Genomic DNA, 13,663 nt, shown 5'->3' with positions numbered 1-13,663 from the left:
TCATTTTGAGAAATTGGTTAATAAATGGAGGAGGGGAAAGTGAAAATCGGCGCAGTCGAGGTGCGCGGTGTCGTCACATATGGCGAGGTCTCGGAAGGGAAGCTGCGGCCGTTCGAGCTGGACGGCAAAGCGGTGAGTAGTTTGTGGTGCCTGATCGAGGCGGGCGGCAAGGTGGCGGTGTCGGCGGGGCCGGGCCTGGACCTGGCGCACCATCCGCTGCTGCCGCCGGTGGCGCCCCTGCGCAAGAATGTGTTTTGCGTGGGCAAGAATTACGTCGATCATTCCCGCGAGTTCGCCAAGAGCGGCTTTGACAACACCACCAAGCTCGATCTGCCCGACTTCCCCATCATCTTTACCAAGGCGCCCAGCACTCTCTCCGCGCCCGGCCAAGCCATCAACATCGATACGGACGAGACTGGTTCAGTCGATTACGAAGGAGAGCTGGGCGTGGTGATCGGGCGCCGCTGCAAAAGGGCCAGCCGCGCCGACGCAATGAGCTATGTGTATGGCTACACCATCGTCAACGACCTGACGTCGCGCGAACTGCAGCGGCGTCATGGCCAATGGTTCATCGGCAAGAATCTGGACGGCTTTTGCCCGGTAGGGCCGTGGGTCGTCACGGCCGACGAGTTCGGCGACCTCGCCGAGGTGCGCCTGACAACCCGGGTCAATGGCGAAGAACGTCAGTCGGCCCGGCTGAAGGACATGATTTTCGACGTTCCGGACTTGATCCGGACGATCAGCACCTATGTCACGCTGGAACCCGGCGACTTGATCGCCACCGGTACACCGGTGGGCGTGGGCATCGGCTTCACACCGCCGCGCTATCTGAAGCCGGGCGACACTGTCAGCGTGTCGATCGACCGGATCGGCGAACTGGTCAACGAGATTGCCTGAGCCGCCGTCGCTGCGGGAACTGCCATGACCATAAAACGATATAGCGTGGCGCGCTACGGATCGGGCAACATCGTGCATGCGCCCGTGATCCGGGCGGGCAACTGGGTGTTCTGCACAGGGTTGCGCGCGGTGGCTGCCGATGGCGCCATCGATGCCGGTGTGCTGAAGGCAGGGCGCCCGCTGGATACCCCGCCGAAAGCCGAGCGCGAGGCGCAATTCATTTTCAGCAAGATGGACGAGCAACTGCGCGCGGCCGGCAGCGTGTTGTCGTTGGTCGCCAGGCTGGATCAGTATTACCCCGATTGGCGCTCGGTCGACGCATACCACTGCGCCCGCAAGGCAGCCTTGCGCGGGCAGGTGGCGCCGAGCACCTCGGTGCTGGTCGACGGTCTGCTGAACGTCGACGCGGCGATGGATATCCAGGTGATGGCTGCCACGCTCGACAGCGGGCTGGAGGTGGGGCCTGTCGCCACGCCGAAGGTTGGCGCGCCGGCGGAGTCGGGCTATAGCCCCTGCCTGCGTGCCGGCGACCTGATCTTCGTGGCCGGGCAACTAGCCCGCGACCAGAGCGGCAATATTGCGCCAGAAGCCATGGTGCCGGCCACGCAATTATGGAAGGGCACGCGCATCAAGCTGGAAACCGATTATCTGGTCCACCAGCGGCTGGTGCCCGCGCTGCAAGCCAGCCAGAGCGGGCCCGACCTGATACTGAAGGCGCAGGTGTACCTCAGCCGCGAAGAAGACTTGCCCGCGTTCTGGCAGGCCTGGGCAGCCGCCTTTGACGGCGTCGTGCCGCCCACCACGATCGTGCCCGTTTCGCACCCCGCCTTCGGCACGCGCGACGCCACGATCGAAGTCAACGTGATCGCGGCCCACGAGAGTGCCCGCGGCCGCATCCGCGACATCGAGTGCGATGTCGAGCTGATCTGCCCGGACATGATGCCGGCCCGTCGCCTTGACGACCTGCTGTTCGTGGCAGGCCTGATGGCCATCGATCGCAACGGATTGGTCGCGCAGGCCGGCGTCAATGCCAGCGCGCCTTACTTCGACGATTCCAGCGGCGCCCAGGCCCGCGACATCCTCCAGAAAGCCGCCAGGATCTTCCAGGCGGGTGGTACCGACCTTGGCAATGTGGTCCGCGCACTGCATTTTCAGCGGCGCCTGGACAACATTCCGGCCATCTATGCCCCGTGGCGCGATGTGCTGGGCGATGCCGGGCTGCCGTTTTCGGCGGTCCAGGTCGCTCCGTCCCTGTTCGTGCCGGGTGCCGAACTCATACTCGATCTGATCGGCTATGTGCCATCAGCAAGCTAAGGAGGAATTGCAGTGACCAACTCAACGCAGGATCAAGCCGTCGAAAGCCATGACCATTGGTCGGAGCGTGACGGGGTCAAATTATTTCTGCGCCAGAAGTTCATGGGCGATCCGGGCCGCACGCGCGGCATCATCTTGTTCGTCCATGGTTCTTCCATGGCGTCCACGCCCACGTTCGACTTGCAGGTGCCGGGCCGGCCGTACTCGTCGGCCATGGACTGGTTCGCCCGCCAAGGGTTCGATACCTGGTGCGTCGACATGGAAGGCTATGGCCGGTCCAGCAAAGACCGCAGCCATAAGTCCAACATTGCCACCGGCGCGGCCAACTGCGCGCAGGCGGCCGACTACATCGCCAGCGTGCGCGGCAATGTGCCGCTGCATTTGTACGGAATCTCATCCGGTGCGCTGCGGGCGGCGCTGTTTGCCCAGAACCATCCTGAACGGGTAGGCCGGCTGGCGCTGGATGCCTTCGTGTACACGGGCGAGGGCAGTCCCACCCTGGCCGACCGGCGCAAGAAAATGCCGCAGTTCGAGGCCGCGGACACGCGGCCCATCGACCGTAAATTCGTGCATTCGATTTTCGAGCGCGATCACCCCGGCACGGCCGATGCGAAGGTGGTGGACTGCTTTGCCGATGCAATCCTGGCCCTCGATAGCGAGATGCCCAACGGCACTTACATCGACATGTGCGCGCACCTGCCTGTGGTCGATCCCGCCCGGATCACCGCGCCCACCATCATCATGCGCGGCGAGTACGATGGCATTGCCTCGCTGGAAGACCTGCTGGATTTCTATTGCAGGCTGCCCAATGCCGACAAGCAGTTCGCCATCATGCCGGGTATCGCGCATGCCAGTTTCCAGCAGAAGAACTACATGATGGTTTATCACATCCTGCATTCGTTTCTGACGCAGCCGGCGCCGGTTTACCGAGGCTAGCTGGCAGCGGCCTCGGCGGATGCCTGGCTCTCGCAAGGTGCCAGGCACCGAAGCGTGTCCCGGCCGTTTCGACACAACGATGGCGACCAACCCCGCAGGCCCGCCGGGGCGGTCACGGCCCGGTACCCCAAGCCTTTCCCAATAGCCCACGGCCGATTGCAGCGCCACCAGGCTGGTATGGCGCAGGCCGTCCAGCAGCGTTGCCGGGTACACGCTGGCCTGGATGTGCAGCACCGGGTCGATGTCGTGCGCCAGCATGGGCCGCACGCGATGGCGTTCGGTCATGGACTCCGTGGGTGACCGGGCATTGTATCGGCCGGGCATGCCGGCCGCTGCCGCATACGAAGCCATACAAGAAGCCGCACACTGACATGAAGCAGCAACGCCGCACGGCTATGGTTCCGCTGATGCCCAGTGGCGAAGACGAGTCGGCAATGACCAGCAAGCGATGCGACGAACTCCAGCAACCTGCCCGCCGCGTTGTCTGCGAGGATGGGCCGGCTCTTTTGTTCGACCAAGGGGCGCCTGGCCGGCCGGGCGAAGGCCGGTGCTGGAAACGCATCGTGGTGTGCGGCGACGATTTCGGCATGAATGCGGGCATCGACGCCGGCATGCTGCGCCTGGCAAGGCTGGGGCGGCTCAGCGCCATCAGCTGCCTGACCCAGGGCGCTACTTTCGCGGCTCACGCCGCCGGCCTGAAGGGCCCGGACCTGGACCTGGGCGTGCACTTGAATCTGACTGAAGCCCTGGGCCAGTCGGACCAGCCCGCCGTGATGCCCTTGCCCGCCTTGATCGGGCGTGCCTATGCGGGCCGCCTGGACGCGGCCTGGCTGGACGATCACCTGAAACGCCAATTCGATGCTTTTGAAACCGTCATGGGCCGCGCGCCCGATTATGTCGACGGATACCAGCACGTGCATCAATTGCCTGGCGTATTGCCGCGCCTGGTGCGCCTGCTGGAACATCGTTACGGTCGCCAGGCGCCGTGGTTGCGCCATACCGCGCCCGGTATGCAGGAAGGCATTCCCCTGCGCGAGTCAGCCAGGGCCCGCCTGGTGGGTGCCCTGGGGGCGCAAGCCGTGGCGCGCGCGTCCCGCCGCGATGGCTGGCGCACCAATCGCCGGCTGCTGGGCGTGTACGGCTTGAAGGGCGGCGCGCGCGGCTACGCCACGCTATTGCAGCATTGGCTGCATAACGCGCGCGACGGCGATCTGCTGGTCTGCCACCCGGCCTTGCCGGGCGCCGGCGATTCCCTGGCATGCCAGCGCTCGGCCGAGTTCCAGGTGCTGGCGCGCCCGGAACTGAGTGAATGGATGCGGTTGAACGGCGTGCAGGTGGCGCGGCCGCTGGCGGCCTAGCGCACACAGGCCCTAGAGCGGCGCGGCGGTGGCAAGATTGCCGGCCGTGGCGGGATGATAGGCCTGTCGGGCGTCGCGAACGAAATCGCGCACGGCAGTTTCGTAGGTCTGGCCGCTGCGGATGGCGCCCGAATGCGATGCACCGTCGATCTTGACCAGCCGCTTCAGGTCAGGGGGCACTTTCAGGGCGGCGGCGAATAGTTCGTCGCTCATGGTGTGGGGCACGACGCGGTCGGCAGTGCCATGCAAGAACAGCGTGGGCGTGGTCAGGGTGGCCAGTTTCTCGATCGAGGCGAACGGCTGGGTCACGAGCAGGCTGGCGCCTGGCAGCTTGCCCCATTTCAGGGTGCCGAGCATGGCGGCGATGCTGGTGAAGCTGGATTCGACGATCAGCCCGGCAAACGGCGACATGTCGTCGCGCGCCGCCAGGTCGATGGCAATGGCGCCGCCCAGGCTGTGGCCGTACACGAAGCGCCGCGCCGGGTCGGGCTGGCGCCGTTCCAGTTCGCGCAAGGCGGCCGCGGCGTCCTCGAAGGCGGTTTCTTCAGAGGGAAGCAGCGCGGTGGATTCGCCGAAGCCGCGATAGTCGATGGCCAGTACCGAATAGCCCATGCGGGTCCAGCCTTCCATGCGGAACGCGCTGCCATTCAGGTTCCAGCGCGCCCCGTGCAGGTACAGCACGGCGGGGGCGTTGGGGCGCGGGTGTTGCCAGTACCAGGCATGGACCTTGTCGCCGCCGGGCAGGGCCAGGTCGAAGACCTCGGTGCCGGCAGGTGGCTCGCGCCACCAGCGCTGCTGGTCGGCTTCGGGGGAAAAGATGGCCTGCCGCTGCCAGGCATCGAACTGGGTGCAGCCGACCACGCTGGCGGCGGCCAGCAGGCCGACGCCCAGCAGGCGGCGCAAGGAAGTACGAGGCAGCAGAGACATGAAAGATATGACTGCGCAGGCGCGCCTGGGTTCCATCTTGGGCTGTCTTGCCTTCCCCCGGGCGTGTCGCGGCGTGCTTCGGGGCTGGGCTTCACCCCTACGCCAACTCTTGTACCACTGGATATAGCGAGGCCACCAGCAACAATGCCATCGCTACGTTGAACAGCCGTATTGCCAACGGCCGATGCAGCCATTTCTGCAGGCCTGCCCCGAAGGCGGCCCAGATGCCGATGCTGGGCAGGTTGACCAGGCAGCATACGGCGGCCGCCAGTGCCAGGTTCCAGTAGAAGCCGGCTTGCGGGGTATAGGTGGCGATGACACCCACCGCCATTACCCAGGCCTTCGGGTTCACCCATTGGAACAAGGCGGCTTGCAGGAAAGTGAAGGGCCGGCCGCGCTGGCTGCCGGTGTCCATCGGCCCGGACAGGGCAATCTTCCAGGCCAGGTACAGCAGATACAGCGCGCCGGCGTACTTCAGCACCGTGTACAACCACGGGAACTGCTGGAACATCGTGCCCAGGCCCAACCCCACCAGCACCAGCATCACGGTAAAGCCCAGGTTCACGCCCAGCATGTGCGGAATGGTGCGTCGAAAGCCGAAGGTCAGGCCCGATGATGCCAGCATGATGTTGTTCGGCCCGGGCGTGATCGAGCTGACCAGGGCGAACAGCGCCAGCGGGCCCAGCAGCAATAGCGTCGATTCATTGAGCGGCGTGACCATCATGATGCTTTCCTGACGATGGCCCGGCGTCCGCCGGCAATGATGGCGATGATCGTCAGCGCAAAGGCAAAGGTGAGGGGGTCGACGGCTTCATGGAACAGCAGCGCGGCCGCCAGTACGGTCAGGAAGGGCTGCAACAGTTGCACCTGGCCGACACGGGCAATGCCGCCCACGGCCAGGCCGCGATACCACGCGAAAAATCCCAGGAACATCGAACCGAATGCCAGGTAGGCAAAGGCAGCCGCCACGGCGGCACTGGGCCAGGGGGTCTGGGCGCCCAGCCACAGCACGGGCGCGGCGATTACCGGTGCGCTGACCACCAGCGCCCAGCAAATGGTGCGGGCGCCACCCAGCGTGCGCGACGCCCGCGCGCCCTCGGCGTAGCCCATGCCGCCCAGCAATACCGCCAGCAACAGCCACAGATCGCCGATTTGCAGGCTGCCATGGCCCTGGCGCAGCGCATATCCCATGACCAGTACGGCACCGGCCACCGCCCAACCCCAGAAGGCCGGAGACGGGCGCTCGCCACTACGCCAGGCGGCGAATGCCGCCGTGGACAGGGGCAGCAGGCCGTTGACCACCGCCCCGTGCGAAGCCGGCACAGTGGCCATGGCCAGTGTCGAGGCCAGGGGCCAGCCCACCACGATCCCCAGGGCTGCCAGCCCGACACCGGTCCATTCTTGGCGATTCGGACGGCGGCTGCGCGTCAGCCACAGCAGCAGCGCGGCCGGGCCGGCCGCCAGCAGGGCACGGCCCAGGCCGATCAGCAGGGGCGGCAGTTCGGCCACCGCCACGCGCGTCATGGGCAGGGTCAGCGAAAACACCAGTACGCCCAGCAGGCCGTAGCCGTAGCCCTCCCAGAGCGGCGCGGGGGCGGGGGCGGGGGATGCATAGGCGGTGGGGCGCGACATGGTTTCCAGGCGTCTGGGGCTTGCAGGCAAGCGGGATTCCTGCCACTCTACGCAAATCGGGCAGTACAGTACCGGTACACTTTTCCATATCACCTTGATTACTGGCCTGGTAGAACCACCATGACAGTTGCCGCCACTTCCGAATCCGCCGCCGGCTGGCGGCCCGTGCGCCAGGCCGACGCCACCTTGGTGGCCCAGTTGGCCGATGATGTGGCGCGCCGCATCGATGACCAGGGCCTGCGCCCGGGCACTCGCCTGCCTTCCATCCGCAAAATGGCCGAACAGGCCGGCGTCAGCCGCTTTACCGTGGTCGAAGCGTACGACCGCCTGGTCGCGCGCGGCCTGGTGCAATCGCGCCGCGGCGCGGGCTTTTTCGTGCGGGCGCGCCGTGGCCCGCTGGCGGCTGCCGCGCGCAGCGCCCCGGCCGGCGAAGGCCTGGCAACGCCCGCGCGTATCGACGTGGCCTGGCTGCTGCGCAGCATGTTCCGCGAGCCCGAGGCCTCGGCCATGCCGGGCGGCGCCGGCCTGCTGCCGGCCGACTGGCTCGACCCCGGCATGGTGTCGGCCGCCGTGCGAGCCGTGGGCCGTTCGGTGCGGGGCCACCTGGTGGCCTATGGTTCGCCGCTGGGTTACGCGCCCCTGCGCCAGCAGCTTGCCTCGCGCTTGCAGGCCGATGGCGTGCCCGCCCATCCCGACCACAATCTGCTCACGACCAATGGCGTCACGCACGGGCTCGACCTGGTGGCCCGCCACCTGATCCGGCCGGGCGATGCCGTGCTGGTCGAAGACCCGGCCTGGTTCGTGATCTTCGGCCGCCTGGCGGCTTTCGGCGCCCGGGTCATCGGCGTGCCGCGCGGGCCCGATGGCCCCGACCTGGAACAGCTCGACCGGCTGGCGGCGCTGCACAAGCCGCGCCTGTTCATCATCAACGGCGCCGTGCACAACCCTACCGGCCATACGCTGTCGGCCGGCTCGGCCTATGACATCCTGCGCCTGGCCGAGCGCCACGACTTCCTGATCATCGAAGACGACACCTATGGCGAACTGCACCCTGGCGGCGCCATGAAACTCGCCTCGCTCGATCGCCTGAACCGCGTCATCCTGGCCGGTGGCTTCTCCAAGATGCTGGCGGCCAGCCTGCGGGTCGGTTATCTGGCCGCCAACGCCGAACTGCTGCAGAAACTGGCCGACCTGAAAATGCTGGCCGGGCTAACCACCCCCGAGCTGGGCGAGCGCGTGGTGCACCGGGTGCTGGTCGAAGGCCAGTACCGCCGCCATGTCGACCGGGTGCGCACGCGCGTCAATACCGCGCGCCAGCAATGCCTGGCAGCCTTGACCGGGCTGGGGCTGGTAGTGCCGCACGAGCCGCACGCGGGCATGTTCGTGTGGGCCGATTGCGGCCGCGATGCCGAAGGCCTGGCGCGCACGGCGGCCGACCGGGGGTTGCTGCTGGCGCCCGGCAGCCTGTTCTCGCCCACCCAGGCGCCTTCCTCCATGATGCGTTTCTCGGTGGCCATGGTCGATACGCCCGGTATCTGGCAGGCCGTGGCCGGTGTCCTGGCCACCCCTGGCGGCTGACGCGCGTAGGCCTGGCGGAAGACATATACTGTTCTCCGTTCCAAGCTACATCACTCAAGGAATCGCCATGGCTGACGTCCCCATCAAGCCCCTGACCGAACACTTCGCCGTCGCGCCACAGTTGGGGCCCGAAGACATGGCCGGCGTGGCCGCCGCCGGCTACAAAAGCGTGATCATCAACCGGCCCGATTTCGAGGGCGGCCCCGACCAGCCCACTGCCGCCGATGTTACGCAGGCGGCGCGCGAAGCCGGCTTGCAGATCGAATACCAGCCCGTCATCGGCAGCGCCATGACGGCCGCCGACGTGGCCCGCTTCGCCGAATTGCTGCGCACCCTGCCGGGGCCCGTGCTGGCGTATTGCCGTACTGGCACGCGATGCACTAATCTGTTCGTGGCATCGCAGCAGATGCCTTGATGGCTCTCAATGCTGCGGGAAGACCGCAATGCGGCAAGCATGCGTTTCCGGTAGCATCGGCTTTCTTACCTAGCAGACAGGAGCAGGCAACATGTTCAAGAAAATCCTGATTCCCACCGACGGTTCGCCGCTTTCGGCGCAGGCTGCCAACGCGGGCATTTGCTTCGCGCGGTCGGTGGGCGCCGAAGTCGTCTCCCTGCATGTCACCCAGCCGTTCGCCGCCACCATAGGATTCGATGGCATGGCCGCCGCCTACGCCATTACCGACGAAGATTACGAAAAGGCGTCGGCCGAGCAGGCTGAAAAGTACCTGAAGCAAATCCTCGACCGCGCCGATACCGCCGGGGTCAAGGCACAGTCGCGCGCCGTGTCCAATTTCAACGTTGCCGACGGCATCGTGCAGGCCGCCTCTGAAAACGGCTGCGACATCATCTTCATCGGCAGCCATGGCCGCAGCGGTTTGTCACGGCTGTTGCTGGGCAGCGTCACGGCCAAGGTGCTGTCGCTGGCCACCATCGCGGTGCTGGTCTACCGCGTCAAAGAAGACAAAGAAAAGAAATAGCAGCCTGCAGGCAGCCTGGTTCAAGCCCGCCGCTACGGCGGCGGGCTGGCGTTGCTACGATGGCCATACCTGCGGTGCGGGCATGGCTATCTGGTGCTCAGTGGTTCGGCGCGCGTAATATCGTGCATGGCGCGGCCCGCCGGCCGCAAGCCAAGCCGGATTCACCTGACCAGGGGCCGCCATGACTCGCAAGACGCGCATCGACCAATACCGCAATATCGGCATCAGCGCCCATATCGACGCGGGCAAAACCACCACCACCGAGCGCATCCTTTTCTATACCGGCATCACCCACAAGCTGGGCGAAGTCCATGACGGCGCGGCCACCATGGACTGGATGGAACAAGAGCAAGAGCGCGGCATCACCATCACCTCGGCGGCCACCACGGCGTTCTGGCGCGGCATGGCGGGCAATTATCCCGAGCACCGCATCAACATCATCGACACCCCCGGCCACGTCGATTTCACCATCGAGGTCGAGCGCTCGATGCGCGTACTCGATGGCGCCTGCATGGTGTATGACGCAGTGGGCGGCGTGCAGCCGCAATCCGAGACGGTGTGGCGTCAGGCCAACAAATACGGGGTGCCGCGTATTGCCTTCGTCAACAAGATGGACCGCGTCGGCGCCGATTTTTTCCGGGTGCACAAGCAGATCGGCGATCGCCTGAAAGGCGATGCAGTGCCCATCCAGATTCCGGTTGGCGCCGAAGATCACTTCCAGGGTGTGGTCGATCTGGTCAAGATGAAAGCCATCATCTGGGACGATGCCAGCCAGGGGGTGCGCTTCGAATACCGCGACATCCCGCCCGAGTTGCTCGACCAGGCCCGGCAGTGGCATGACCGCATGGTCGAGAAGGCCGCCGAGGCCGACGAGGCCTTGCTGGAAAAATACCTGTCGGGCGAACCGCTGTCCGAAGACGACATCAAGCGTGGGCTGCGCATGCGCACCATCGCCAACGAGATCGTGCCCATGCTGTGCGGCAGCGCCTTCAAGAACAAGGGCGTGCAGGCCATGCTGGATGCGGTCATCGACTACCTGCCGTCGCCGATCGACGTGCCCGCCATCAAGGGCCACGACGAGAAAGACCGCGAAATCGAACGCCATCCGGCCGACAACGAGCCGTTCTCGGCGCTGGCCTTCAAGATCATGACCGACCCGTTCGTGGGCCAGTTGGTGTTCTTTCGCGTGTATTCGGGCGTGGTCAAGTCGGGCGATTCGGTGCTGAATCCGCTCAAGGACAAGAAAGAGCGCCTGGGTCGCCTGTTGCAGATGCATGCCAACGAGCGGCGCGAAATCAGCGAAGTCTATGCCGGCGACATCGCCGCCGCCGTGGGTATCAAGGATGTCACTACCGGCGACACACTGACCGATCCGGCCCACGTCATCATCCTTGAGCGCATGTCGTTCCCCGAGCCGGTCATTTCCCAGGCGGTCGAGCCCAAGACCAAGGCCGACCAGGAAAAAATGGGCCTGGCGCTGAACCGCCTGGCGCAGGAAGACCCGTCGTTCCGCGTGCGCACCGACGAAGAGTCCGGCCAGACCATCATTTCCGGCATGGGCGAATTGCACCTGGAGATCCTGGTCGACCGCATGAAGCGCGAGTTCCACGTCGAGGCCACGGTCGGCAAGCCGCAGGTGGCTTATCGCGAGACCATCCGCAAGACCTGTGACGACGTCGAGGGCAAGTTCATCAAGCAGTCGGGCGGGCGCGGGCAGTATGGCCACGTGGTGCTCAAGCTCGAGCCCCAGCCGGCCGGCGGCGGCTTCGCGTTCGTCGACGCCATCAAGGGCGGCGTGGTGCCGCGCGAATACATTCCCGCGGTCGAGCGCGGCGTGCGCGATAGCCTCAATGCCGGTGTGCTGGCTGGCTACCCGGTGGTCGATGTGAAAGTCACGCTGGTGTTCGGTTCGTACCACGACGTCGATTCCAACGAGAACGCCTTCCGCATGGCGGGCTCGATGGCCTTCAAAGAGGGCATGCGGCGCGCCAAGCCCGTCTTGCTGGAACCCATGATGCATGTCGAGGTCGAGACGCCCGAAGATTTCACCGGGCATGTCATGGGCGACCTGTCTTCGCGGCGCGGCATGGTGCAGGGCATGGAAGACATCGCGGGCGGGGGCGGCAAGCTGGTGCGCGCCGAAGTGCCGCTGGCCGAGATGTTCGGCTATTCCACGTCGCTGCGCTCGCTGACCCAGGGGCGTGCCACCTACACCATGGAATTCAAGCACTACGCCGAAGCCCCCAACCAGGTGGCCGAGCAGGTCATCGCCACCCACGGCTCGGGCCGCTAGGCTGTTACCGTGGCGCGATAGTCAGCGCCGGGGCATCCGGCTATGATCGGCAGACCATAGCCGGAGAGAGGCATCATGGACCAACTGATATCGCTTGCCCAGCAGCCTGCCGCCTGGGCGGCGCTGGCTACCCTCATCGCCATGGAAGTCGTGCTCGGCATCGACAACCTGATCTTCATCTCCATCCTTACCAATAAATTGCCGGCGCACCAGCAAGAGCGCGGGCGCCGCATCGGCATCGGCCTGGCCCTGGTCCTGCGGCTGGCCCTGCTTGGAACGGTGGCGATCATCGTGAAGCTTACCCAGCCGGTGTTCACGCTGTTCGGCCAGGGCTTTTCATGGCGCGATCTCATCCTGATCGCCGGCGGCCTGTTCCTGGTCTGGAAGGCCACCAAAGAAATCCATCACCATGTCGATCCCTCACCCGAAGGCGACATGTTCGACGGCAAGTCCGCCACCATAGGCTTCGGGGCCGCCATTGCGCAGATCCTGATGCTGGACCTGGTGTTCTCCATCGACAGCATCATCACCGCGGTGGGCATGACCGAACACATACCCATCATGTTCATTGCCGTCATCGTGGCGGTAACGGTCATGCTGCTGGCCGCCAACCCCCTGGCCAGGTTCATCCAGCGCAATCCCACGGTGGTCATGCTGGCCCTGGGCTTCCTGCTGATGATAGGCATGACGCTCATCGCCGAAGGTTTTGGCGCCCATGTGCCCAAGGGCTACATCTACGCGGCGATGGCGTTCTCGGCGCTGGTCGAAGGCTTGAACATGATGGCGCGGCGCGCCAGGAAGCGCGCCGGCTAGTTGCCACCGGACGCTAGGCCAGGAAGTTCTCGATGGCGGCGTTGAAGGCGCGCGGGTTGCCCAGGTTCATGCCGTGCGACGAGCCGGCGATCACTTCCTTGTGTGCCGCGGGCAGCCATTCGGCCAGCATGTCCAGCACAGCCGGGTAGGGCGCCGGGCTGAGCGCGCCGCCGATCAGCAGCGTGGGCAGGGCCAGCCGTTCGACCTGCTCGCGCGCCACGGGCGGCAGGTGCTCGGTGGCTTGCCCGCCCAGCGTCGAGGCATTGTCGCGCACCATGTCCTTGAACCATGGCACCATGCGGCGCCACGTATCCGCACCGGACACCGTGTCGACGAACAAGGCCAGCCCGGCGTCGACTTCGCCAGCCTCGATCAGCGCCAGTGCGCGCTGGCGAAAACCACCGCGCAGGTCGTCGCCGCGGTCGGGCAGCGGCAGCCCCGGATCGGCCAATGTCAGCGAGCGCACCCGCTGCGGCTCGCGCAGCGCCGTTTCCAGCGCCGCGCGGGCTCCGCGCGAATGGCCCACCACATGGGCCGAGCCTTCGCCCACGGTGTCGATGAAGGCCAGCAGGTCGTCCACATGCTGGCTCATCGAGAACATGACGCCGTCCCATTGCTGCGGCCAATAGTGGCGCAGGCTGGGTGCCAGCACGCGAAACGAACGGCCCAGCGGGCCCATTTGCGATTTCCAGTAGCGGCAATCGCACAGCGAGCCGTGTACCAGCACCAGAGGCGTGCCCTGGCCGTATTCGGTGTACGTCATGGCATAGCCATTGATGCTGGCGGTTTGCAGGGGCAGTTGGGGTTCTGAGCGCATGTCGGGCAATGCCGGAAGTCCAGCGCGTGATTCTAGCGCCCCGGGCGCCCCGCGCTGCTACACTCAGTGGCCTTAGCCTGCGGCACCGTCCGCGCCGCGTCCGATTGCACGGAACCGTCAC

13 protein-coding genes are annotated in these 13,663 nt (G+C 65.8%); 9 read left to right on the top strand and 4 right to left on the bottom strand.

The window, feature by feature from the left end; translation table 11 throughout:
- Nucleotides 1–39: 39 nt before the first annotated feature.
- The 4 genes from KW845_RS14995 (at nt 40) to KW845_RS14980 (ending at nt 4,505) form a co-directional block, all read left to right on the top strand.
- Nucleotides 40–897, top strand: coding sequence for a fumarylacetoacetate hydrolase family protein (locus KW845_RS14995; protein WP_370628232.1), 858 nt, complete (start codon nt 40–42; stop codon nt 895–897).
- A 24-nt stretch (nt 898–921) separates the two neighbouring features.
- The gene (locus KW845_RS14990; protein WP_218370080.1) at nt 922–2,211 is read left to right on the top strand and encodes a RidA family protein; all 1,290 of its coding nucleotides are present in this window, start codon (nt 922–924) and stop codon (nt 2,209–2,211) included.
- 12 nt (nt 2,212–2,223) lie between these two features.
- Nucleotides 2,224–3,147: an alpha/beta hydrolase gene (locus tag KW845_RS14985; RefSeq protein ID WP_370628231.1), complete on the top strand. Its 924-nt coding sequence runs from the start codon at nt 2,224–2,226 to the stop codon at nt 3,145–3,147.
- A gap of 371 nt (nt 3,148–3,518) precedes the next feature.
- A complete protein-coding gene (locus KW845_RS14980) occupies nt 3,519–4,505 on the top strand; it encodes a ChbG/HpnK family deacetylase (RefSeq protein WP_255592689.1) in 987 nt (328 codons plus the stop codon).
- A gap of 12 nt (nt 4,506–4,517) precedes the next feature.
- Here the strand turns inward: KW845_RS14980 and KW845_RS14975 are convergent, their stop codons facing one another.
- The 3 genes from KW845_RS14975 to KW845_RS14965 form a co-directional block, all read right to left on the bottom strand.
- Nucleotides 4,518–5,432 (bottom strand): alpha/beta hydrolase, encoded by a 915-nt coding sequence (locus KW845_RS14975; RefSeq protein WP_218370079.1) that lies wholly within the window; start codon nt 5,430–5,432, stop codon nt 4,518–4,520.
- 97 nt (nt 5,433–5,529) lie between these two features.
- Entirely contained in the window at nt 5,530–6,156 is a 627-nt protein-coding gene (locus KW845_RS14970; RefSeq protein ID WP_218370078.1) for a LysE family translocator, read from the bottom strand.
- Nucleotides 6,153–7,064, bottom strand: a complete 912-nt coding sequence (locus KW845_RS14965; protein WP_218371382.1) for a DMT family transporter — start codon at nt 7,062–7,064, stop codon at nt 6,153–6,155. The genes KW845_RS14970 and KW845_RS14965 overlap by 4 nt, the downstream gene beginning before the upstream one ends.
- Before the next feature lie 165 nt (nt 7,065–7,229).
- On the opposite strand from KW845_RS14965, the gene KW845_RS14960 reads away from it, so the two are divergent.
- From KW845_RS14960 to KW845_RS14940, 5 genes are all read left to right on the top strand, one after another.
- Entirely contained in the window at nt 7,230–8,642 is a 1,413-nt protein-coding gene (locus KW845_RS14960; RefSeq protein WP_218371381.1) for a PLP-dependent aminotransferase family protein, read from the top strand.
- A gap of 67 nt (nt 8,643–8,709) precedes the next feature.
- Nucleotides 8,710–9,057 (top strand): TIGR01244 family sulfur transferase, encoded by a 348-nt coding sequence (locus tag KW845_RS14955; RefSeq protein WP_218370077.1) that lies wholly within the window; start codon nt 8,710–8,712, stop codon nt 9,055–9,057.
- A 91-nt stretch (nt 9,058–9,148) separates the two neighbouring features.
- The gene (locus tag KW845_RS14950) at nt 9,149–9,619 is read left to right on the top strand and encodes a universal stress protein (protein ID WP_218370076.1); all 471 of its coding nucleotides are present in this window, start codon (nt 9,149–9,151) and stop codon (nt 9,617–9,619) included.
- A 181-nt stretch (nt 9,620–9,800) separates the two neighbouring features.
- Nucleotides 9,801–11,912 carry an elongation factor G gene (fusA, locus tag KW845_RS14945; protein ID WP_218370075.1) on the top strand — a complete coding sequence of 704 codons (2,112 nt, stop codon included), beginning with the start codon at nt 9,801–9,803 and terminating at the stop codon, nt 11,910–11,912.
- Nucleotides 11,913–11,987: 75 nt separating this feature from the next.
- Nucleotides 11,988–12,725: a TerC family protein gene (locus KW845_RS14940; protein WP_218370074.1), complete on the top strand. Its 738-nt coding sequence runs from the start codon at nt 11,988–11,990 to the stop codon at nt 12,723–12,725.
- A 13-nt stretch (nt 12,726–12,738) separates the two neighbouring features.
- Here the strand turns inward: KW845_RS14940 and KW845_RS14935 are convergent, their stop codons facing one another.
- Complete coding sequence (locus KW845_RS14935) at nt 12,739–13,542, bottom strand: alpha/beta fold hydrolase (RefSeq protein ID WP_218370073.1); 804 nt, start codon at nt 13,540–13,542, stop codon at nt 12,739–12,741.
- Nucleotides 13,543–13,663: the final 121 nt, after the last annotated feature.

This window comes from Bordetella sp. BOR01, from assembly GCF_019218885.1.
Lineage (GTDB): Bacteria > Pseudomonadota > Gammaproteobacteria > Burkholderiales > Burkholderiaceae_B > Bordetella_A.
Note: the sequence above shows the minus strand (reverse complement) of the source record. Positions and strands in the feature narration are given on the sequence as shown.